Genomic DNA, 23,517 nt, shown 5'->3' with positions numbered 1-23,517 from the left:
GGCCCCATAAAGTGCCGCGGCGGCAGGACCTTTTAACACGTTGATCGATTCTATGTTCTCCGGGTTTATTTCCGAAGCTCCGTTTCCGTAATCCACATCCTGTGTGCCCGAACCGCTGGAACCTACAATTTCATTGCTGATCGGAGTACCATCCACAATGAACAAAGGAGAGTTGCCATTGATATTCAAGGAGGCATCGCCCCTTATGGACACCCTGGCAGAACCTCCAAGGCCCGAGGGACTGTTGGTAATCTGTAGACCGGCCACCTTTCCGGAAATACCGTTTAAAAGATTGGGCTCCCTGGCAGCGGATACCTGTTCGCCGTCCAGCTCCTGTGATGCATACCCCAAGGACTTCTTTTCCCTTTTTATACCCAAGGCCGTTACGACCACTTCATTCAATTTTTCAGAATCGGGAAGAAGGACTATTTCCGCCGATGTTTTTCCAGAGGTGGCAATTTCGGTTGGAATATATCCTAAATAGGTAACGAGTAGAATATCGTTTGCCGAATTTAATTCAATTTGAAAATTTCCGTCAAAATCGGTAGCTACCCCTTTGGAACTACCTTTAATGACCACCGATGCCCCTGGCAAAGGCGCATTGTTTTCATCCAAAACCTTTCCCGAAAATACCCCTTGGGAATGGCCCATGATAAATGCAAAAAAGGCAAATACCATAACAATACTTGTTTTGTTCATTCTTTTTAGTTTGTGATTTTATTAATTATTTAGTGAGCGCAAATATCCTAGGCATAGGTTAACTAAACCCTCAATTAATATTAAAAGATTGCAATGAAATCTGTCTATTTGTTAAAGCAACGTTAACAAAACTTTTAGGACAAAAGAATGAGCGCAAAAGTATTTAAGACAAGCCTAAAAAGGCTGATCTCCAGAAGTGGTGAGTTGATGAATGAGGAATAAGCGGGGAATAAATTATGCCTCCGCCAATTGTATTTCCGACTTTTCCACTAATAAATTCTTCTTGTATTTCCTTTTAAAGTAGAAAAGTGAAACTAAAGTAATAATAGACCCCAAAACGGCGATTAAATAAGTGCTGGCCATAAAGAATTTGAGCCAAGAAAGGGTACTCTGACCAAAATTCTTATAAAGCAGTACGCCCATACTGCCCAAATAACCAAAGGCATCCGCAATATATATAAGGTAACCTGCATTGCCCTTAATTCGGAAAGTAGCGATCATGCGATCGAAAAAAATGCAATTAAAAGGTACATAACATATATAGAGTCCAAAGCCAACACTGATCATCCAAAGAACAGGTGAAATTAAAGTCATTTGAAACAACAAGGTAGACAGCCCAATGGCAATAGTACCAAAAAGCAAAAGATAGTGATAGGAAACAAAGGCCTTATAATTATTTTTGATCACTCCCAAAAAACCTATGATGACCAATACCAATATGGCGATAGGCAATTCCGAGATGGTATATATTGCAGCATCACCCTCGAAACCTAGGGCATCCCAAATTTCCCGGGAAAAATTATCCCTGAAATCGCGCAATGCAGTTAAGAAAGTGTAGAAAAAAACCAAAATGATAATGGGGAACAGGAAGGTAAGAAAAACCCTTTTTCTATCCTTCCCTGTCATAGGTTTCCGTTCTGTTCTAAGTTCCTTATCCTCCTCTGTTGGTTGGGGCATCTTATTCAACAACCAGGCAAAAAATACAAAAGGAGCCAAAAAAACGCCACCGGTAACGGATGGCATCCAAAATTGGGATACCTGCCAATTTTCCATAACCAAAAGACCCACCGATTTTACAGCGCCACTAGATACTATAAAACTGGAGCACAAAGCCACTCCCAAAAATTCTGTAAACTTTCTACCTTCCAAATAAGAAAAAACAATTCCCCACACCATCCCCAATGGCAGGCCATTTAAAAACATGAATGCTATATTATAAGGCGCTGGGGTAAGGGCGAACAAAAGAAGACTTGCCTCTGCGGCAAGAATAAGCCCCAATAAATAAAATATGCGTTGATTGGGCTTTAGTTCTGAAATTACCTTAATCCCTATAAATTTTGAAAGCATGTACCCAAGTACTTGCGCAATGATCAAAATTATCTTGTAATCTACCCCCGCAAAGGAAAGGTCTTCAAATGTAGCTACCGTAAACGGTTTGCGAAAGGCGTACATGCAGAAATAAGTGCCAAAGGAGGCAAATGCCCCATATAGCAAAAACGAAAAATCTTTTTTTACTAGCTTCAAAAGTGTTGGCAGTTTGGTATAAAATTTCTCAAAAGATAAATATTAATAGACAATATTCACCCCTTTTTATGTTGAAATGAATTTTTTAAAGTTATTAGATCGTTATGTAAAGATTAAAATAATAAACCACTGCATATTTTGTCAATTTTCAGAATAAGTCCGGGTCAGGAAATATCGGCATTTCTCAATCTTAGCGCATTCGCAATAACGGAAACCGAACTAAAACTCATGGCCAATGCGGCGATCATAGGTGATAGTAGTAGCCCAAAAAATGGATAGAGCACACCAGCTGCTATGGGTACCCCAAGGGTATTGTAAATAAGTGCAAAAAATAAATTTTGTTTAATATTTCCCATCACTTTTACACTTAGGTTCCTAGCTTTTACAATTCCTTGTAAATCTCCTTTTACCAAAGTGATGGAGGCACTTTCAATAGCCACATCGGTACCTGTTCCCATAGCGATTCCAACCTCACTCTTCGCCAAGGCCGGAGCATCGTTTATGCCATCTCCTGCCACCGCAACTTTTTTACCTTGTGCTTGCAAGCTTTCCACTTCATTTAACTTATCTTGGGGAAGCATCCCCGCCTTAAAATCGGTAAGATCAAGTTCCTCCGCCACAGCCTTTGCCGTATCATAGTTATCACCGGTCAACATGATTACGGATATTCCCAAAGATTGCAAAGCCGAAATGGCCTTTTTGCTGGTTTCCTTTATTTTATCGGTAATCACAACAAATCCAACTACAATGCTATCTACAGAAATCATGGAAACCGTTTTACCCAGCTGCTGTTCAATTTTTACTTTTTTCATTAGCCCATTGGACATGGCAGCCTCCACTTCCTCCATCATGCTATCATTCCCCAATGCCAACTTTTTCCCATTGACAATTCCTGTTACGCCTTTCCCTGTGACCGAATTAAATTCTGACACCTTCAATATTTCCGCTCCCTGTTCCTTCCCGTATGCGACCGTTGCCTCCGCTAATGGGTGTTTACTCATTTGATTGAGGGATACAATGTATTGCAACACTTTTTCCTCAGGATATTCATCCGAGGTAACCACCACTTTTTCTACGGATGGCTTTCCCGCAGTAATTGTTCCTGTCTTATCTATAATTAGAGTATCAATTTTGTTCATTTTCTCCAATGCCTCCGCATTTTTGACCAATACCCCGGATTGCGCCCCTTTCCCTATTCCGACCATGACAGACATTGGTGTGGCCAAACCCAAGGCACAGGGACAGGCTATGATCAATACGGCAATAGCATTTACCAAGGCATAGACATATTTGGGTTCGGGGCCAAAAATAGCCCAAACGATGAAGGTAATAACAGAGACCAATACTACCACGGGAACAAAATATCCGGAAATCCTATCCGCCAATTTCTGAATGGGAGCCTGACTGCGACTGGCCTTATTGACCATCTCTATAATTTGTGCCAGCAAAGTGTCCGAACCCACCTTTTCTGCCTTCATTACAAAGGATTGGTTTCCATTGATAGTTCCGGAACTCACTTGGTCGCCTTCCTTTTTATCTACAGGTATGGGTTCTCCTGTAATCATGGATTCATCCAAGGAGCTCTCCCCTTCATGAATAATGCCATCGACAGGAATTTTATCACCGGGCTTAACCCTAAGCAAATCCCCTATTTTAATTTTATCGATAGCAATGACTTCTTCTTTCCCGTCCACCAGTTTAACAGCCTTATTGGGTGCCAATTTTAACAGCTCCTTCACCGCGTTGTTCGTCTTGCTATGGGCCCGGGCCTCCAAAAGTTGTCCCAATAATACTAGTGTCAAAATTACTGTAGCCGCCTCAAAATAAACGTGTACGGTACCGTGATGGGTTTTGAACTGGGAAGGGAAAACATCTGGAAAAAGCATCCCGAAAACACTAAATAACCATGCAACCCCAGATCCGATACCAATAAGGGTAAACATATTTAAATTCCATGTCTTTATTGATCGATATGCCCTCTCAAAAAACATCCAAGTAGCATGGAATACCACCGGAAGGGAAAGACCAAACTGGATCCAGTTCCAATATTTCATACCCAAAATAGTATACAATGGGTTGTTGGGTACCATTTCGGACATGGCAATAATAAAAATAGGCAGCGTAAAGGCAAGGGCTATCCAAAATTTCTTCGATAGCTTTTTATAGTTTTTCTCCTCTGCCGAAATATCTGTCTGTAATGGTACCAGATCCATTCCACAGATGGGACAGGATCCTGGTTCATCCTCGATAATTTCGGGGTGCATGGGACAGGTATATTGGGTGTTACCTCCATTATTTGCCTTTACCTCTTCCACCAAATCCATTCCACAAACCGGACAATCTCCCGGCTGATCATAGGTTTTATCCCCCTCACAATGCATGGGACAATAAAACGTTCCCGTCCCGGGACCACTAGGCTTTTGTTTCTTAGGGGAATGATACTCATGTTCTTCTCCTGGCATAGAAATACCATAGGCGCCGCCATCATCTTCCAATGCCTTTTTAAAGGTAGATAGAGGTATATGCCCGTCCATGTCAATTACAGCTTCAGCTTTTTCCAAAGCTACTGTTGCCTGGGTAACGCCTTCCACTGTATTTAAGGTATGCTCTACATGCGACCTACAACCGTTGCAGGTCATACCGTGTATCTTATAGGTGTGTCTCATATCCAAGCATTTTTAATTCGTAAGTAAAAATAGTCATATTGACATGGAACACTTTTTACAATTATGGAGTTTCTTTACACAATTTTGTCCAGCGGTTTTCTATCCCATTGTTGTAATTTTTTATACTCTCCCATAGACATACCCGTGACCGACTTAAACTGTGAGGCCAAATGACTACTGTTCCTGTAATTTAAGGCATACCCTATTTCAGAAAAATTGAGTTCGTTCATTTGGATAAGTTCCTTGGCTCGTTCAATTTTTAGATCGATATAGTATTTCTCAATGGTTACACCTTCCTTTTTACTGAACATTTTACTTAGGATGGAGTAATCTTTATTTAATTTTTTGGACAAGTAGGAGGACATGTTCCCCGCTATATCATTTTCTCCGTTGTTGATCGTATTGATTAATTGGATCTTTATGTTTTCAAGGATCATATCAGCTGTATCTTTAACCAATTCGAAGCCGTTATTTTTCAATATGCCTTCTATTATACCTTCCTCATTATCGGCATTTTCCTCATATACGATCTCCCCTAATTTTATAGATATAATTACAATCCCAGCCTTGGTAAACTCTTGTGCCAAAAGGGTTTTACATCTATCACAAACCATATTTTTGATTAGGAGTCTTTTCATCTGTTACAGATTTTAAATGTGGATATAGCCCAGCCTTAGTTGCGGACTTTTCCAAAAGCTATCATAAATAAAAATAACAATATTCCCCTTCACAGCTTTGGAAGGGGAATTCAGCAACATTCATTGCTCCTTGGTTACAAAGGTATAATTCCCAACCGCTCTATCAAGGAAATCCAATAGCTTTTGACCAGCGCTCTAGGCGGTTTATTGGTTGATGTTGGAAAAGAAGGAATATGCAATATTTGGCATCAAATTCATTCTGGCATTACCTCTACGATCATTTCGATCTCTACGGCGATATTTCCCGGAAGGGACCCCATACCTACGGCAGCGCGGGCATGTTTTCCCCTTTCTCCAAATACGGCTACCATTAAATCTGAATATCCATTGATTACCTTGGGATGATCGGGAAAATCCGGTCCTGCATTTACCATACCTAATACCTTGACCACCCTAACTACCTTATTTAAATTTCCCAATTCAGATTTTAAAACGGACAATTGATTAATACCCGTAATTTTGGCGGCCTCATATCCCTCCTCAATGGTTAGATCTGTCCCCACTTTACCCTCAATATTTTCGCCATTACTCTGAAGTGGCCCTTTTCCAGATAGAAAAATTAGATTTCCCGAGCGAACGGCATTGACATAATTGGCTACAGGAGCACTGGCTTCCGATAAGGTTATGCCCAGTTCCTTAAGTTTTTTCTCTGGGTCATAGTCGGCTGGAATTACTGGAGTTTCCTTTTCAACTGATGTTCCTACATCGCCCTTTTTTGCGTTACAGGAAATGATCATTATAGCCATTAAGGGGACTAAAAAATACTTGAAATTCATATGCTTGCTTTTAAAACTAATTTTTATTTAAACTAATTACACATTCTCCAATACGTCCTTAAGGCGTCTGGCCACTATTCTTTCCTGACCAGGATCCATCATCCAGGTAGTTATACCTATAGTTTCCTTATCTCCTACCGTAGCTATGGCAGGGTGGCCTTCCATTAACTTTTTCCTAGCTTCCTCTGGACTTATCTTAACCAAATTACTGTCCCATTTAATACGTAGGGAAGGGACATGATTGGCATAGGGCGGCACATGTATCTCTGTCTGCACCCCTTTTACGGATAAGGCACTATCGCTAATTAATTTAATTTGATTTTCCCAAAGCTCCCATTCCTTTTGATGATCCTTGGCCAAATACATTTCCAAGGCCACCAACATTCCCAAAACTTCCTCCTTGTTTACTTTCATGCCCCTACCAATAGTGCTTCCACGGGGTGGGGTATGTATTCTTGCCGCTTTTATCAGGTCCCTTTTGCCCAGCAATAATCCAGCGCTTTGAGGCCCTCTAATTCCTTTTCCTCCAGAAAATGCCACTAAATCGAACCCCATTTTAGTAAATTTAAACAAGTTCTCCACAGGAGGTACATCTGCTGCACAATCTATAAAAGTTGGAATGTTGTGTTTTTTTCCAATGGCGATAAACTCGTCATACTTAATTTCACCATTGTCCGTATTGGCATTTAAAAACCAGAGCATGGCCGTATTTTTGTTAATGGCCTTTTCCATTTCCTTCTTTGTTTTTACGGTGACTATTTTGGCGCCGACGTTCAATAGGGCATGGGTATAACCAATATTATGGCCTTCCTGTATTATTACCTCGTGCTTCAATCCTGTGGTATCCGGAAGTTGGGCGGCTATTTCGGAGTCCATTCCAGAAATTACCCCGGCAAGCCCAATGGACATGGCCCCGAAAGCTCCAGAGGATACCGTGGCATATTCGCACTCCAACAATTCTGCTATTCTCTCACCGACCTTGTCCTGTAGGTCGTCCAAATCTACATATTCCGTGGCCCCGAATACAATTGCCGAGGTAACCTCCTCGGACATTAGGGAACCGGTCATGGAAGTATAGGTTCCGGCAGCATTGATAAATGTACGTATGCCCAGCTCCTTGAAAAAATTCCGCTTTGCCGGTAGGCTTACTGTAGCACCAAGCAATTGTGGCGTTAATAATCCAGTACCTACCAATCCGCCCACCACTGGTACACTGGATAAGGTTTTTAATAATTTTCTCCTACTTAACATAATTAATTTTTTATAGATTAATCCAATTCAATGCACTTCCCATAGACTATTTTCAAATAAACGGGATTACTTTGCATTCCACATAGGTCTGGAAATACCGTTTAGATCCCAAACCACATCTCCCTCCCTTAGGGTAAGCTCACATTCCAATTTTTGGTCGCCCATCATTTTTTTCCCTTGTGTATCAATAAACCCAAAATTCCCTTTTTTAAGGTTTAAAATAGTTAGGTCTGCCACGGCCCCAACAGTCAGGTGCCCTAAATCCGTGCGTTTAATATACTGGGCAGGATTCCAAGTTGCAGTTTCAATTACCTGCTTTACCGGCATGCCCATATTGATAAATTTTGACATAATATTGAGGATATCCTTCATTCCCCCGTTCATACTTCCCGTGTGCAGATCCGTGCTTATGGAATTAGGTAAGAAACCTTGTTTTATGGCCGGAATGGCTTGCTCGAAGACAAAGCTGCCACCACCATGGCCAACATCAAAAATGATCCCTCGTTTTTGGGCATCAAAGACATACTTCCTAACCTTGCCACTTTCATCCACTACAGGAGTTCTTCCTTTTACGTGTGCATAGGCATGGGTAAAGATGTCTCCGGGACGAAGTTTTTCCATGAGCAATGTTTCCAAGGACAACTCCGGTTCACTGCCTCCAAAATCGATCATAACCGGGATATCGGCCATAGTCCCCGCTGCAACCACCCTATTTACAGGTTCCCAATCAAAACCACTATAATGGGCCAATTTCACTCCTACTATAGTCCCCTTGTTCTGCGAAGCAACATAGGCCGTTAATTTAGGATTCATATCCTCTATATTTTGCTCAATGGCGCCTCCCTTCATACCCGACCCAATAATATTTAAGAAAGACAATACTCTTGTTTTTGATTTATCTATCGTCTGCGTCTTAAAGGTTTTAAAATTCTTCCAACCGGCACCACCTACATCAACAATAGTAGTAACGCCACTTCTAAAAGTAAAGCCATCAGGGGGCAGGGCACTAAAACTGTTACTTAAATACGCATCTTCCTCGGTGCCAAAAAAATTGTGCCCATGTATATCCAAGAGTCCCGGGGCCACAATAAACCCCTTGGCATCTATCAATGTTTTCGCCTTATTTTCGGGAATTTTGGAATCGACTTTTGCAATTTTACCATCCTTAATGGCTACATCCATAACTTGGTCCAAATTGTTTTTTGTGTCTATAACATGTCCACCTTTTACCAAGATGTCATAGTCCTGTGCGGTCAAGGCAATAGTTGACGCTAACATTAAAATAATGGCCCAATTCCGTTTTTTTAGCATATTTTTCATTTTTAAAAGTATTGGTTGATTTAAACACTTGGTATGTGAATTCTATAAACTGCTTCTTAGCTTCCTTACTTCTTCTGGTTTTATCTCCCCCGCATCATTCCCAAAATTGGCCCTGATATAAGTCAGGACATCGGCCACTTCCTCATCACTTAAAAAACTATGTTGTGGCATTACCCCGTTATAAACCTCCCCGTTCACCTCCATGGAGCCTTCCATTCCATTCAAAACAATATTGATCAATCTCTCCTTGTCACCAATGACCCATTCCGTTCCGGTCAAAGGTGGAAATCTACCCGTTGCTCCCCTACCATCCTGTTGATGACATGTGCTGCAATAGGTATAATAAATTTTTTCACCTCCAGTAAATTTACCTGCCATAAGGTTATCCTTGGTTTCATCAGGTGTCCTTATATGCGACAATAGTTTTCTTTTTTCCATTCCCGCCAATTGATCATGGCCAAAATTATTTTTGTCGCCCTGGAATACTATCTTCCATATCTTTCCCTTTACCGAATCTGAAATATACATACTATCGTCTGCACCAAAAGCAATACCCATAGGCCTATATTCGGCATCTTTAACACTGACTATAGGATCTACCCCTGCAAAACCATCCGCGAAAACCTCCCAATCCCTGGAGGGCTTTCCGTCCTTAAAGGGGACAAATCCAACAAAATACCCAGATTGTGGATATGGAGCTCTATTAGTTGATCCATGGAAGGCTATAAATGCCCCATTTTTATATCTACTTGGTAGCTTATCCCCATTGTAAAAAACCAAATCGTTCGGGGCCCAGTGCCCAGGGAATCCCATTATAGGATTATCAAAATCCTGACATCTCCCGATTATTTTCCCATCACCCCCGTATTCCGGTGCAAGGACCTTTTTTTCCTGTATTTGGTCATAGTAACAATAGGGCCAGCCAAAATTTGAGCCTTCGGTTACCCTAATAAATTCTTCCGAGGGGAGCAGGGCACTTTCCCAACCGGAATAGATATTGGGAAATAGTCTAAGCAAATCATCCCGTCCGTGCATTACAATATAAAGATTCCCATCCTCAGAATTCCAATCCATTGCCACTACACTACGTATCCCCGAAGCATATTTGTAACCGTCCTTTTGGGTCTGACCCAGTTTATTGGCATCGAAACGCCAAACGCCGCCATGGTCCTCCAATTGTGGACATGGATCCATGCCCGGCGCTCCAGGGGTTCTTTTGGGGTTTTGACAAGCATTGGAAGGGGCACCAAAAGGAACATACATATACCCCTTGTTATCAAAAGCAATGGGCTTGCCTATATGTTCGTGCTTTCCATGCTCATGGTCATCGGTCATCACTATTTCCATTTCCCCTTCAGGTATTAAGGTTCCCGGTTTTAATTTATAGCGGTAAATGACCAATTCAGAACTAAAATACAAATAGCCATTATAGATCCTCATGGCTGTGGAATAACTCCATTTTTGAAGCGTACGATACGCGCCAAATTTTTGTATTATCTCTGCCTTTCCATCTTTATTTTTATCCTGTAATGCAACTATACCTCCATTTTCATTGGAATTTCTAAGTTTGCCATACACTATTCCATCGTTGGTCACGGCCAAATGCCGAACCCTTTCCTCTATGCTATCCACGACCACGACTGCCCTGAAACCTTCAGGTAAATAAAGACCTCCGTTAGGTGGTTGTACCTCACAATTCAACAGAGTCAAAATGGGCACTATACCAAAAAGTAATTTTTTGATTCGCGGGGAAATGGGCATTGATCGTATATTTAATAAACCTATGATTGACTCTCCATCATGGGTAATTTTCACCAATACCAACTATTCCCCAAATATGATTGGGATTGGAATTGAAGTTTTACCCGATAATAATATCCTCAGCCTGCATGTAGTTCCTGCCTTAAATTTTATAAGATGTGTTCGAACACATCTTAAATTTAATAATACTTTGAAGAATATGCCTATTATATTTCCAATATTTAACAATTAAATTGCCTAATTGAAATAAAAGTGTGATTTCTATTGAAAAATTACAAAAAATATCCCTTTAAAATATCTTGTTCCTGAAGCAACTCGGAATTACCTTGTTTTGTTTATTGAAAAATAAGTTTGCCAAAATATTCTGGCCTGTGATAATCGGGCTTTTCGGTTCCAACCGGATTCCAGGTTAAATAATGGCGTTGGGAAGTAGCGTCGCCACACTTATAAAAATTTGCAGTGCTCTCAAGGCCCTTTAATTTAATTTCAGGATTATGGGTCAGGATCCCAGCAGGTATTACAATGGTCAATTCCCAAGAAAAATCGCCCGTTCTTTCTGTGAAAGTCTGTGATCCCAAAGTACTTTGTACCTCGATTAATTTCCCAATGGTCTTTGGATCGACAAATTGACGCTGCCCTCTTCCAGGTCCGTAAGCCAAATGGACGGTGCCAATACAATTGAATTCAAAATTATAATAATTCCCGTTCCCCAAAGGGTCTAAAAAAAATTCCACGCAACTATCACGGGCCACTGGGCCATTGGTATCCCCAATACTGGCCAGAATGTTTTTTTCTTGGACATAATATTTTATCCAAATGGCATTATTGCTGTGCGCAATCCTAAAAGACACATTGGGCCTATAAGAAAATTGATCCCAATTTATTAAATCGATTGCCTGTAATTCAGTATGTTGCTCCAAAAGTTGGGATACCTCTTCCAAATCGGCTTGCCCCTTAAATTCTATTTCTTTAACCCTTAACATTTTCTCCTGACTATGTATTTCAGATTTGCATGCCATCATAAACCCACATAGGCACAATACTATATATTTCCGCTTATTCATATATGGCAAATCTATATAAGCACAAATTAACTAAAATTTGTCATCCAGAATCCACGAAACCATAAATATAACTTTAACAAAAGTAAATTTACTTCTCCGTAAGAAGACTACCCAAGATTTCATAGGACCTTAAGCGGTCCTGATGATCAAAAATATGGGATACTGCCATTATTTCATTGACCCTTGTAGCTTTAATAAAATTTGTAAGTTGTGCTTTTATGGTTTCCTTGGATCCTACAAAGCTATAGTGCATCATCCTTTGAATTTGGACTTTTTCCACCTCATGCCATAATCCATCCATAGTCTTCACTGGTGGTGGTAAAGGTTTTCTGGTATTCCTTATAATTCCCAAAGCCAATTGCTGAAGGCTGGTCTCCAAAAACTTGGCCTTTTCATCTGTTTCTGCGGCAATTATATTTACACAGGCAATAGTATAGGGAGCTTCACATTGTTCCGAAACTTGAAAATTTTGATGGTATAATTTAAGGGCTTCATGTAAATGGGTAGGTGCAAAATGACTGGCAAAAGCATATGGCAATCCCTTTGCTCCGGCCAATTGGGCACTAAATGTGCTTGAACCCAGTAAATACAAAGGAATATTCAAGCCTTCTCCAGGTATGGCCCGTACTGCAGCATAACTATTTTCTTTAGAGAAATAGGTCTGCAATTCCACTATATCCCTTGGGAAGTCGTGCACAGTTTCCGTACGATCCCGTCTTAATGCCTTGGCCGTTAGTTGATCTGTTCCTGGAGCCCTTCCCAAACCCAGGTCAATTCTCCCTGGATAAAGTGTCTCCAAGGTACCAAATTGTTCCGCTACAATTAACGGGGCATGATTGGGCAACATAATTCCACCGGAGCCTACTCTAATGGTCTTGGTGCCTTGGGCAATATGTCCTATTAAAATTGGTGTAGCCGAACTCACCAAACTTTCCATATTATGGTGTTCGGAAATCCAAAATCGTTCAAAGCCCAAAGTTTCTACGTGTTGTGCCAATTCCAGGCTCTTTTGCATAGACTGCAAAGGGGTTGAGCCCTTAGCTACAGGGACCAAATCCAAAACTGAGAATTTTGTATTCTTAATATTGCTATTGATGTTATCCTCCATTTTTCCGATATTTTCTTGATCTGATGATAGGGTTTAGTCGAAAAATGATATCTATACTTAAAACAAATTTAGGAATGGTAGATTTAGCAAAAGGAACATGCTAAAATTGATTGTTTCTATACCCTCACTATCACCGACCCCACTCTGATTTGATAAAAGTAAAAAACTTAATCCCGTTCAAAAATTATGGTGAGACCCGGATATTGTTCCTTCAATTGAGTTATGGTTTCTTTGGATACTTCTGATTGCCAGAGATAAATTTTCTTCAACCTGGTTAAATGGGGAACAAGTTCCAAAACTCCTTTCGAGACCTTGGTTCCATACAGGTTGAGCGATTCCAGATTCTCCAATTTAGATAAGTATTTTAACCCGTGATCGGTAATTTCATTTCCACTAAGGTCCAACTTTACCAGGTTTTGCAATAATCCAATTTTTTCAAGATAGGCATCCTTGATGTTTGAATTTCCTAGATTAAGCCAAACCAATTGTTCCTTTAATTCCAAAAGGGTGTCCATATCCGAAGCCTTTAGGTCATATTCGCTTAAACTAAAATTGGCCTCCAAAAAATAATTGTCCTTCATCAAAGGATTGATTACAAACCCGTTACCTAATAAGGTTTCAACCACAGCCTGATTTGGGAGGGGAACTTTTTTGTTAAAAAGGCTATTCTTGTCCAAACCAAGATAGTTACTGACCAAAGAGGTGAGTGTTTTTTCTTTATCCAATTGGGTAACATAACCACTGGGCGGGGCGCCCATTTTGATCCACCATTGTATTAACAACACTTCTTGATCGGTCATGGGCAGCTTTCCTTCGGAAGGCATAAAATCATCATGCGCCATAGGTAAGGTTATCCGCCGTACCAATTCGCTCTTTATGGCATCACCAGGGATAATGGTATTTCCACTTTCTCCTCCAAGCATCATATCCGCATAGGTGGTAAGTAAAAGACCCCCCTTCCTTTTCCCCTCGTTATGGCAACTAACACATTTAGTTTGCATCATGGGTAGCACCAAGTCCAGAAATACGTCAGCGGAATCCAATACCGTGACTTTTTCTCGCGGCACCACCTTGGAAGGCAATCCTGCCATGTTCCTAACAGGATTTGGTGCGTATTCCAGTAAATAAGTAGCGCCATGGGTGAGATTGCCACCCATGTGCCCAGTAAACATAAGTAAAAGTCCTACTATGACAACCATTGTCCATTTGGGAATGGAGAGTATTTTACTCGATTTCTTGTTGATTAAGTAACACCCAAAAGACAATAGCATTACGGCAATTCCACCCCACTGATGCCAAAAGAGGGTATCCTCATCGTAACCTCCACTTAAGGAAAGGAAATAACCAAAAACCACAGCCAATAGTGCACTAAATGCGCCCATTAGCCACATTAGTGGGAGATAGATCTCCAAAAGCTTGTATTTGGGCCAACGCGTAGCCAGCTGCGCCAAAATGGCCATAATTAAGAAGCCAATAGGAAGGTGCACAACTACCGGATGAAACCGCCCAAAAAACAATACTACATCTGGTGGATTATCCAAAATACCACCATTCATCAAGAAGATAAATCCCATTTATACTATTTAAGTGGAGTTCCTTTTATGGGTTTTCCATTGGTGGTCAATATTTGAAAGTGGTGCACCCTATGCCCTTCATAATTCCAAACCATAGATTTATCAGGTGCCAACTCAAACAATTTTATTCCCTTTTGAGCCCCATAACTGGCAATCACCGTATTGCCATTAGGCAATCTTTGTGCCCCACAGGGATCAACAAAAGGTGTTTCTTGCAAATCAGAATTGGACACTTTCCAGACTACCTTGCCATTGGAATCAAATTCTACCACCTTGTTCCCATGGGTTAAAGTAACCAGGGTATTACCATTCTCCAAACGAATAGCGGTAAAAGGCCAGTTTTCAGCTTCCCTTCCTCCCAAATCTTCCAAATCCGTATTGAAAACATTTACCACTTTCCCATCCGGCTGGTATTCCTTGACGGCAAAAGCCAATAAATGTGGCACCAAATAATTGCCATTGGATAATTTCCTGGCCATTCTAGTCTGCATATGAATATTATCAGTATCTGGCATTAAAGGTACAGCCCTAACAACCTCTCCTTTTTTATTTACCTCCACTATCCTAGGATTGGATCCCGATTCCGTAATCATGGTATTACCATTGGGCAAACGTACTGCGGTTCCCAATTCCATGGACTTCTCCGCTTTGGTATAGCTAAAAACTACCTTCTTTTTCTTGTTGTACTCCAGCACTTCATCTCCCCAACAAATGAGGATGTTACCATTCCTTAAGACATACCCGTCCCTGGCACTTTTTTTCCCGGAATCCCAGATTTCCTCTCCATTTTCCCCAATAATCCCGGTAAAATTGGGTCCCGCAATAAAAAACGAATGTTTAATCGAACCCTTATTTGTTGACTGGTATTGAGGGGTTAAGACAGTTGCTTGGCCTACCAAAAACAGGGGCGACATCATTAAGAACAGTAGTCCTTTGCTAAAAATATTCATATGCGAGTATTCCAATTAAAATTTTATTTAGGTTAAAATATCCTTTACCACATTTCCATGAACATCTGTCAACCTCATATCGCGACCTCCAAAACGGAAGGTCAGTTGCTTGTGGTCCAATCCCAACAAATGCATAATAGTGGCATGAAGGTCATGTATGGTTACTTCGTTTTCTATTACCCTATAGCCATATTCATCGGTCTTGCCAAAAATAGTTCCTCCTTTTACTCCTGCTCCGGCCATCCACATACTAAAGGCGGACGGATTATGATCGCGCCCGTCAGATCCCTGAGCGAAGGGCGTTCTTCCAAATTCTCCTGTCCAGACCACCAAAGTTTCCTCCAATAGTCCACGGGACTTTAAATCCTTGAGCAGTCCAGCAATGGGTTGATCTACCGCATGCGCATTTTTTTCATGGCCTTTTTTTAAATTACTGTGCTGGTCCCATCTGTCAACACCTGGGCCAACGTTGGGACAAGTAAGTTCTACAAACCTAACGCCCCTCTCTATCAGCCTTCTGGCCAAGATACATTGAGAGGCATATCCCCTTAAATTAGGGTCGTCAGAATCCATACCGTACAATTTTTTGGTAGCCTCGGTCTCCTCTTTGAACTCGGTAAGCTCCGGAATGGAGGATTGCATTTTATAGGCAAGTTCATAATTGGAAATTGCAGATTCCACGGCATCGGCCTCTCCAATTTTCCCGATCAAACCATCGTCCATTTGTTTAATAAATTGTAGTTTTTCCTCCTGAAGATTTTTAATGTCCTCCCTTGGATTGATATTGGCTACAGGTTCTGGACCAGCTTTAAAAACAGAAGCCTGGTAGGATGCCGGCAAAAACCCATTTTTAAAATTATCCAATCCACCCGGAGGAACCAGCCCTCCGTCCAAAACAACATAACCAGGTATATTTTTATTCTCGCTCCCCAAGCCATAGTTCATCCAAGCACCCATACTTGGCCGCCCCTGTAAACCACTACCCGTATGTAAAAAATAATTGGCATTGGTGTGTTCCGGAAAATTGGAAACCATAGATCGTATTAAAGCAATGTCGTCTACGCAGGTGGCAATATGTGGAAACAGATCACTTACTGGCATACCACATTCCCCGTATTGTTTAAAATCCCAGGGGCTTTTTAATATCTTGCCCACATTGTCGAACTGGGTGGCATCTACCTTAAATTTCTTTCTGGGATCCTCACCGTTCTCCTTGGCTAGGCGGGGTTTGGGGTCAAAAGAATCCACTTGTGATACACCCCCATCCATATACAGAAAGATGACATTTTTTGCCTTGGGCAAATAATGTGGTCCCAAATAAAGGTTGGAAGCTGAATCAAAAGATCCGGGCCTCTTGCAGCCCAAAGGCATAGTGCCAAACAGACTCATTAATGCCAATGAACCGAAGCCCCCAGCCGATAGCCCCAACATTTCCCGACGGGAAATAACTCTAGGTTTAGTATTGTGATGATGGCCCATTAGATTAGGTATATAAATTCTTTTAAATTAAAAATACTATGACAATACTCTTTCCAGAGTTCCATTTCCTGATTCTCCTTACCTGCCTCTTTCTCTTCCATAGTCCGGAGCGTCTCGAAAAAATCAGAAGCTTTTTTTAGTTCATCCAAACTTGCCAAACGCGAAAAAGCCTGCATATAAATCCACTGTACTTTTTCCTCAAAACCTTCCAGTTCCTTTTCCATCAATTTCCCAGCCATAATTTCGGCCTGTTGCGCCACCAATGGATCGTTCATTAAAATCAAGGATTGTGAAGGTACATTGGTAACGTTCCTACTTCCAAAAGTACTAAAGGGAATAGGACGATCAAAGGTCGTCATCATAGGCTCCAAGAAATTTCTCCTTACCTCCAAATAAATACTCCTTCGCCCTTCCCCATCTAGAGGTCCCGATTTCCCCGGCCTACCGCGTCCCTGCATAAACGCCGTTAAATGGGTGGCCACAGGTGTTCCGTACATGGTAGAATCCAAACTTTCGGAAACAGCCAATATTGCATCTCTGATGGCTTCCGCCTCCAATCTTCTTACTGGAAAAGAAGCTAAATAAATATTATTGGGATCCGTATTTGCCAGGGCATCACTTCTCACAGTACTTCTTTTAAAAGTTTCTGAGGTAACAATTGCCCTGATCAATTTTTTAACGGACCACCCTTCCTTCTGAAACTTAACCGCCAGGTAATCCAACAGTTCCGGGTGGGATGGTAATTTTCCTTGCAGACCAAAATTATCAACGGTCTCCACAATTCCCTTGCCGAACAAATGGTGCCAAATCCGATTTACCATTACACGAGAAGTCAAGGGATTATCTTCATTCAACATTACCTCTGCCAACTCCATACGTCCACTTCCTTCAGAATTAAATATGGAATCGCCCAATGACAAAACCGATAAAAATCTCCTAGGAATATGTTCTTCCGAGGGCTCCTTATAATTACCTCTATTGAAAACTGGACTATCAATTCCGTAACCATCGTATATCCCATTAACAAAGGATTCGTTTTTTAGACTTTTGGCCAACTGTTGGCTGCTATCCATAACCGATTTCAATTCAGGGAAATGTGAAGGTAGTTTTCCTTTCTTCAGATCATTATTAAGCCTTATTACCTTTGCCGGAGATATATCCAGAGATGCCCAATTTTCCTGTGGTAGTTGTGTGGCAAAATTCCCTTCCAAATCCGAAGGCCATTCCCCATCGTAAGCCACGGCGTATTGGACTTCAATAAAAGCATCCTCCTGTAGATTATACTCGTGGCGTTCATAAGTTCCCGGCAAGATTTCAATATATGCTTTTCTACCCTTCCAGGCCGCTACATTAAAAACAAAATTATTCCATCCACCCGTATTCACCTTTTGGTCTATTCCGCCATAAATTGGGTTTTGAATCAATTGAAAATTGTCTATTATAATTCTGATGCTACTATTTTTACCCCGTGCCCTAACACCTACATAATCTTTGTCCAAAATAATATTGGGAGAACGAAAAGCCCCGAAAATGCCCATCCCCATTGCCCTGCTAGAAGCTTTTCCCTCATCTAGGCCAAGCAATTCTCCTGTGGTCGGATCCACTATGGGATTCCCTAGGGTTGTCTTCTGCCCAAAAGCAAATCCATCACTTTTCCATCCATCAAAATCCCGGCCTCTAAAATCGCCAATGACGGTATAGGCTTCTTCATTTGTATTTAACGTTGTATTCTGGGCCTGATCAGTATTTTCATAAATGTTTTTGGCCGTGTCCCATTTTCCGGACACCAACTTCCGCATATAGGAATTAAGATTTTCTATTTCCTTGGCCACCAATTTTATATCCTTTCTTAGATCGGCAGGAACGGGAGAAAACCTTGTGCTCTCCATTACCCCATACAGGGCGTAATAATCCGCCGCAGTAATAGGGTCAAATTTATGGTCGTGACATTTTGCACAGGAAACCGTTAACCCTTGAAAAGTCTTGGTGGTAACGTCTATCATGTTATCAATGCGATCTGCCTCGTCCTGCCGCACATCTACGGGGCTATGGGTTCCTTCACCCATAACATAGAAAGTAGTGCCCAGCCAGGATTCCGAAACTCCGGTTTCCTTATTTTCCCTAGGGTTCTCCAGTAAGTCCCCAGCTAAATGTTCCTCCAATATCTGATCATAAGGTACATCCTCGTTAAATGCCCTTATCAAATAGTCACGATATTTCCAGGCACCCGTTATTGCATAATCAAACTCGTGGCCCTTTGTTTCTGCATAACGCACCAAATCCATCCAATGTCTTGCCCATCTTTCTCCATAGGCCGGTGAATTTAGGTAACGATCTACCAATTTTTCGTAAGCCACACTACTGGTATCCGAAATAAATTCTTGAACATCTTTAGGGTTGGGGGGTAAACCGGTAAGTAGATAGGATACCCTCCTAATGAGTGAGTTTTTATTGGCAACAGGAACTTTCTCCAACCCTTTTTCATCCAGTTTCTTTTCTATTATAAAATCGATGGCCCTTGGGTCCGATAACGCAATTTTTGTTTCCGGCTTAATGAAGGACCAGTGATCTTTCCATTCGGCTCCCTGATCTATCCATTTGTTCAAAAGGGCCTTCTCCCTCTCGGTAAGTTTTAGATTGGTCTCTGGCGGTGGCATGATCTTCCCTGGATCTTCATTATATATCCGTTTTACCAATTCGCTTTTTGAAGTCTTACCAGGAACAATGGCATGACCACCTTCCTTAAGCGCCGCTATGGCACCCTCGTAGGTATCCAATCGCAATTCTGCTTTTCTACTGCTTGGATCGGGGCCATGGCACAGATAACAGTTCTGAACCAATATAGGTTTTACATGAAAATTAAAATCGACTATTTTGGGTAGAGGTTCGGAGAATTTTTCTGATCGCTCACAGGAAATTCCCATACCACCTAAAGTACAAATCAAGATCAAAACTTTAATTTTACGAGGAAACATTGTCAAAATTTTATAACCATTGTCAAATATATTGATCTGATAGCTTAAAACCAACTACTAAAATTGCGGGAGTTAATACTTATTGTGCCAGCCAAATGACAAAAAGTATTGTTTATCACTTAATTATTGATAGTCGAAGCAACCTAAATTAGGGATAATTTATGAGAAGAAAAATATTAAAGCAAATCTTTTAAGGCCTCGATTTTATTGATAGTATATTTAGCTTTGGGTACATCCCCAAACCCGTATTGGGCGAAAATAAAGGGTATTTGGTTTCCTTCGGCAGCGGTATAATCCCCTAAGGTATCCCCTATATAGATGGGTTTGGAAAGTGTATTTCTTTCAATGACCATTTTTACATTTTCGGTCTTTGACAAACCCGTATTTCCCGAACATTCAAAATCCTTAAAATAGCCCCCCAAACCATGGTATGCATAAAAGGCTTCAATGTAACCAGCCTGACAATTACTGACTATATATAGATCGTACTTACTCCCCAATAACTTCAAGGTTTCTTCCAATCCATGATACAAAACCCCTCCATATTCCTTAATGTCGTTCACCTCCTGTACATAGCAACTGTTCATTACCTCGTCTTGCTGTTCCTTGGAAAGATATGGAAACAGCTTTTTTCCTACCAGGTCGTGCTGCATTCCAAGAATACCCTGAATATCTTCCTCTGAAATAGGATTTTTAATACAATCGAAGCCGTTCAAGGCAGTATGCCAAGCCTTGATACTCATGGGCATAGGATCCCAAAGGGTACCATCCAGGTCAAAAATGATGTTTTCAATATGACGGCTTAATTCACTCAGAGCCATTTTTTAATAGTTTTGAATAGTGCCAGTACTACATTAAATTTACAACTTCGCCTGTTTCGGCAGATTTATAGGCCGCATCTACAATGTCCAGTACTATTTGTCCTTCCATTAGGCCCGGAACTGGTTGTTGCCTGGTTTTGATACAATCCACAAAATACTCCATTTGACGGGTATAAATAATTTGGTCACAGTGATCTTCCCTTTTGGGAAGCTCTGGTACCGTTGTTACCGTACTTTCCCCTTCCTTCATTTTTAAAAATGTGGGAAACAGATTGGCATAACCCTTTGTTCCAAACAAGCTGGTGCTTGCCTCTGGCCCGTCCATATGGGGATGCCACCATCCACTTTCAATGATGCTTTCGGTGCCATTATCCCAAGTAATTACCAAGATTCCCGTATCATCTACATCATAATCCCCAAATTCCGTAGAAATTCTGGCATATACCTTGACAGGTTTTGGATCGTCCAATATATATCTCACAGCATCAATGGCATGGACCCCCATATCTGCCAAGGCCCCGCCCCCTGCCAATTCCTTTTTGGTAAACCAGCCAGAGGGACCCCAATTTTCATGTATTCCGTAACCCTTGGTCTTAAAAATTCTACCTAATGTTCCAGAAGCCACGGTATCCTTTATAAAACGCGTATCGGTATCAAAACGCCACATATGACCTACCATCACCAATTGGTTATGTCTGTTTGCCACCTCAGCTATTTGTCTGCCTTCATCTCCGCTCATTCCCATAGGTTTTTCAAGAAAAACATCCTTGCCATTTTGCAAAAATGCTATGGCATAGGGAGCGTGAAATTGATTGGGTGTACTTATAATTACGGCATTCAGATCATCTCTTTTTACCAGTGATGAAATATCATCAAGCGCCTCTTTAATATGATACTTATGGGCAAATTTTTCGGCATTTTCAAGGTTTTTGGACACCACGGCCACAATTTCAACATCGGCTAAGGTTTGTAGTCCACGAGCGTGATAATCCGATATAAATCCTGCACCTATAAGGGCTATTCTGGTTTTCATCTGTTTAATATTTTATAATTACTTTGTTATTAAAAGTTCATCTACGATTTCCCCGTCCAGATTGTAGGTTATGTATTTTAAAGTTCTATCGGTCAAAGTCATGTATTGATAAAATTGACCTTCTTTGAACCTCTTTTCAGCATAAGGTTCTTCCCCTATATTATCATGATTACCATGGGTTCCAATAGATACTGTATACACGGTGCCCTTTTTAAAGGAGTCCACCACCTTGCCATTATTCATAGGCTTGGACCGCATATAATAATGAATATGTCCGGACATGACCATGTCCACATGGTAGGTATCAAAAAGACCGCCCCATTCCTGTTGAATATCCAAATAGGGCTCTTCAAAATTAAAGGGCGGGAAATGAAACATGACGAATTTCCAAGTGGCATTGGAATTTTTCAATTGATTTTCTATCCATTCGGTTTGTGCTTCATTGGGTTGGGTAGAATCGATCATCAAGAACAAGGCGTTCCCATATTTGAAGGCGTAAGTGCTTTCCGGATCCACTTTTTCAGGTCCGTTCGTGGGCAAACTAAAGAGTTGATAATACATCCAAGCTCCCAAACCATCCTGCCGATCATGATTTCCAGGGACGGGCATTAAGGGCTTATGGGAGAACACCTCTTTTGAATACCCAAAAAACATGTCCCATTCCGTACGGTAAAGTCCTGTGGTCACAAGATCGCCGGCTATGGAATAAAATGCCGTTTCCGGATGTCGAAGGGTCGCATCATTGAGCATTTGTGCCCATTTGGGATCTCTATGGGTATCCCCAAACCATATAAATGAAAACTCCTTGGAATCCTTGGCTTCGGTCTTAAAGTTCCTAACCGTGGACCATGACTTTTCTTCGACCGAACCTACACGGTACTCATAGGTAACACCAGCCTCCAAATTGGTCAGATTGGCAGTAAATCGATTTATATATCTATCATTGAACAACATTCTATCTTCCATACCCGATACCGAGGCATTTAAGGAAATGGAGTCCGAAGTATTTTTCTTCCAATATTGTACAGTTCCATCCTTTACAGTCATATTGGTTCTCCATTGTACATCCATAGAATTTGTAGGATCCGCACTCCAGGTAAGCATAATCTGATCGGGTTGATCGGAAGATGGGAATATCGTTTTCCGAAAAGCGCCTTCTACATGTGCCTCCCGAGCCCTTCCCCTAACCGTAGTGAACAATACCTGACCCTCCAGTTCTTTGGGCAGGTCCGTAATTTTAAGGTCGGACCAGTCATGGTATGTAAAAGCCCCTTTTTTTAACACTTCCAAAGAATATTCCTCAGGATAGCGTTCGCTAATTGTAAGTTCCTCATTGGAATTCTGTGGGCCTACCGATATAAAATAGACGACCCTATCGATGTTGAACCCTGGGATTCCCAAATTAACCCAACCTGCATCAAAATCCTTTTGCCATACTTCATAATCATAGACTTCATTTTTTACGATCTCATCGGTCTTTACAAAACCGCTTTCCTTAAGCCAAAACGGTGCTTTATGATCAAGATGTCTCATCAAGGATACCGTTACGGGTACATTAACCTTAAAATATTGGTAACGGGAAGCCAATGTTGATTTCTCGTCATCGGTCAAAAATTGAAGCATAAAAGTATCATCAATGGAATCGTAGTCCTTGGGGTCCACTTTTTCATACAATCTGGTAATTACACTGTCCATTACTCCTTTTACAGAGCCTTGGGTATGGTCTACTTCCTTTTTGGTTTTGGAGCAGGAAAAAATTAAAAAGACTGCAAAAAGACTTATATATCTTCTCATTTGAATACTATGCTTTTATTGGGT

The 23,517-nt window shown here is 41.1% G+C and carries 17 protein-coding genes; all 17 read right to left on the bottom strand.

The annotated features are described in order from the left end of the window. On the bottom strand, positions 1-699 hold a 699-nt coding region (locus B9Y87_RS19290; protein WP_176225686.1), incomplete at its 3' end, for a carboxypeptidase-like regulatory domain-containing protein. Positions 700-933: 234 nt separating this feature from the next. Continuing rightward, positions 934-2,223 carry a DUF5690 family protein gene (locus tag B9Y87_RS19285; RefSeq protein WP_085500589.1) on the bottom strand — a complete coding sequence of 430 codons (1,290 nt, stop codon included), beginning with the start codon at positions 2,221-2,223 and terminating at the stop codon, positions 934-936. 164 nt (positions 2,224-2,387) lie between these two features. Further along, complete coding sequence (locus B9Y87_RS19280; RefSeq protein WP_085500588.1) at positions 2,388-4,889, bottom strand: heavy metal translocating P-type ATPase; 2,502 nt, start codon at positions 4,887-4,889, stop codon at positions 2,388-2,390. A gap of 74 nt (positions 4,890-4,963) precedes the next feature. After that, complete coding sequence (locus B9Y87_RS19275) at positions 4,964-5,527, bottom strand: helix-turn-helix domain-containing protein (protein WP_085500587.1); 564 nt, start codon at positions 5,525-5,527, stop codon at positions 4,964-4,966. 254 nt (positions 5,528-5,781) lie between these two features. Further along, a complete protein-coding gene (locus B9Y87_RS19270; protein WP_217807549.1) occupies positions 5,782-6,363 on the bottom strand; it encodes a RidA family protein in 582 nt (193 codons plus the stop codon). A 36-nt stretch (positions 6,364-6,399) separates the two neighbouring features. Then, complete coding sequence (locus B9Y87_RS19265) at positions 6,400-7,614, bottom strand: aminotransferase class V-fold PLP-dependent enzyme (protein ID WP_085500586.1); 1,215 nt, start codon at positions 7,612-7,614, stop codon at positions 6,400-6,402. 66 nt (positions 7,615-7,680) lie between these two features. Then, positions 7,681-8,934, bottom strand: coding sequence for an amidohydrolase/deacetylase family metallohydrolase (locus B9Y87_RS19260; RefSeq protein ID WP_245808759.1), 1,254 nt, complete (start codon positions 8,932-8,934; stop codon positions 7,681-7,683). A gap of 42 nt (positions 8,935-8,976) precedes the next feature. After that, a complete protein-coding gene (locus B9Y87_RS19255) occupies positions 8,977-10,695 on the bottom strand; it encodes a PQQ-dependent sugar dehydrogenase (RefSeq protein ID WP_085500585.1) in 1,719 nt (572 codons plus the stop codon). 335 nt (positions 10,696-11,030) lie between these two features. Then, positions 11,031-11,759: a carbohydrate-binding family 9-like protein gene (locus B9Y87_RS19245; protein ID WP_085500583.1), complete on the bottom strand. Its 729-nt coding sequence runs from the start codon at positions 11,757-11,759 to the stop codon at positions 11,031-11,033. 88 nt (positions 11,760-11,847) lie between these two features. Continuing rightward, positions 11,848-12,867, bottom strand: coding sequence for an LLM class flavin-dependent oxidoreductase (locus tag B9Y87_RS19240; protein ID WP_085500582.1), 1,020 nt, complete (start codon positions 12,865-12,867; stop codon positions 11,848-11,850). Positions 12,868-13,034: 167 nt separating this feature from the next. Then, positions 13,035-14,441 carry a c-type cytochrome domain-containing protein gene (locus B9Y87_RS19235; protein WP_085500581.1) on the bottom strand — a complete coding sequence of 469 codons (1,407 nt, stop codon included), beginning with the start codon at positions 14,439-14,441 and terminating at the stop codon, positions 13,035-13,037. Positions 14,442-14,446: 5 nt separating this feature from the next. Next, a complete protein-coding gene (locus tag B9Y87_RS19230; protein WP_085500580.1) occupies positions 14,447-15,391 on the bottom strand; it encodes a beta-propeller domain-containing protein in 945 nt (314 codons plus the stop codon). 27 nt (positions 15,392-15,418) lie between these two features. Continuing rightward, entirely contained in the window at positions 15,419-16,870 is a 1,452-nt protein-coding gene (locus tag B9Y87_RS19225) for a DUF1501 domain-containing protein (RefSeq protein WP_245808758.1), read from the bottom strand. After that, positions 16,870-19,845 carry a PSD1 and planctomycete cytochrome C domain-containing protein gene (locus B9Y87_RS19220; RefSeq protein WP_245808757.1) on the bottom strand — a complete coding sequence of 992 codons (2,976 nt, stop codon included), beginning with the start codon at positions 19,843-19,845 and terminating at the stop codon, positions 16,870-16,872. The genes B9Y87_RS19225 and B9Y87_RS19220 overlap by 1 nt, the downstream gene beginning before the upstream one ends. A gap of 176 nt (positions 19,846-20,021) precedes the next feature. After that, entirely contained in the window at positions 20,022-20,666 is a 645-nt protein-coding gene (locus B9Y87_RS19215) for an HAD family hydrolase (RefSeq protein WP_085500579.1), read from the bottom strand. 28 nt (positions 20,667-20,694) lie between these two features. Continuing rightward, positions 20,695-21,699 (bottom strand): Gfo/Idh/MocA family protein, encoded by a 1,005-nt coding sequence (locus B9Y87_RS19210; RefSeq protein ID WP_085500578.1) that lies wholly within the window; start codon positions 21,697-21,699, stop codon positions 20,695-20,697. A gap of 18 nt (positions 21,700-21,717) precedes the next feature. Then, a complete protein-coding gene (locus B9Y87_RS19205) occupies positions 21,718-23,493 on the bottom strand; it encodes a purple acid phosphatase family protein (RefSeq protein ID WP_085500577.1) in 1,776 nt (591 codons plus the stop codon). Between the last annotated feature and the right edge of the window lie 24 nt (positions 23,494-23,517).

The organism is Arenibacter troitsensis, from assembly GCF_900177645.1.
In the GTDB taxonomy this organism is placed as follows: domain Bacteria; phylum Bacteroidota; class Bacteroidia; order Flavobacteriales; family Flavobacteriaceae; genus Arenibacter; species Arenibacter troitsensis.
Note: the sequence above shows the minus strand (reverse complement) of the source record. Positions and strands in the feature narration are given on the sequence as shown.

Excerpts from the sequence above, each read along its gene's own strand:
- B9Y87_RS19265 (WP_085500586.1), bottom strand. The coding sequence starts at position 7,614 with ATGTTAAGTAGGAGAAAATTATTAAAAACCTTATCCAGTGTACCAGTG.
- B9Y87_RS19255 (WP_085500585.1), bottom strand. The coding sequence starts at position 10,695 with ATGCCCATTTCCCCGCGAATCAAAAAATTACTTTTTGGTATAGTGCCC.
- B9Y87_RS19220 (WP_245808757.1), bottom strand. The coding sequence starts at position 19,845 with ATGTTTCCTCGTAAAATTAAAGTTTTGATCTTGATTTGTACTTTAGGT.
- B9Y87_RS19215 (WP_085500579.1), bottom strand. The coding sequence starts at position 20,666 with ATGGCTCTGAGTGAATTAAGCCGTCATATTGAAAACATCATTTTTGAC.
- B9Y87_RS19260 (WP_245808759.1), bottom strand. The coding sequence starts at position 8,934 with ATGAAAAATATGCTAAAAAAACGGAATTGGGCCATTATTTTAATGTTA.
- B9Y87_RS19275 (WP_085500587.1), bottom strand. The coding sequence starts at position 5,527 with ATGAAAAGACTCCTAATCAAAAATATGGTTTGTGATAGATGTAAAACC.
- B9Y87_RS19205 (WP_085500577.1), bottom strand. The coding sequence starts at position 23,493 with ATGAGAAGATATATAAGTCTTTTTGCAGTCTTTTTAATTTTTTCCTGC.
- B9Y87_RS19235 (WP_085500581.1), bottom strand. The coding sequence starts at position 14,441 with ATGGGATTTATCTTCTTGATGAATGGTGGTATTTTGGATAATCCACCA.
- B9Y87_RS19210 (WP_085500578.1), bottom strand. The coding sequence starts at position 21,699 with ATGAAAACCAGAATAGCCCTTATAGGTGCAGGATTTATATCGGATTAT.
- B9Y87_RS19225 (WP_245808758.1), bottom strand. The coding sequence starts at position 16,870 with ATGGGCCATCATCACAATACTAAACCTAGAGTTATTTCCCGTCGGGAA.
- B9Y87_RS19245 (WP_085500583.1), bottom strand. The coding sequence starts at position 11,759 with ATGAATAAGCGGAAATATATAGTATTGTGCCTATGTGGGTTTATGATG.
- B9Y87_RS19280 (WP_085500588.1), bottom strand. The coding sequence starts at position 4,889 with ATGAGACACACCTATAAGATACACGGTATGACCTGCAACGGTTGTAGG.
- B9Y87_RS19240 (WP_085500582.1), bottom strand. The coding sequence starts at position 12,867 with ATGGAGGATAACATCAATAGCAATATTAAGAATACAAAATTCTCAGTT.
- B9Y87_RS19270 (WP_217807549.1), bottom strand. The coding sequence starts at position 6,363 with ATGAATTTCAAGTATTTTTTAGTCCCCTTAATGGCTATAATGATCATT.
- B9Y87_RS19230 (WP_085500580.1), bottom strand. The coding sequence starts at position 15,391 with ATGAATATTTTTAGCAAAGGACTACTGTTCTTAATGATGTCGCCCCTG.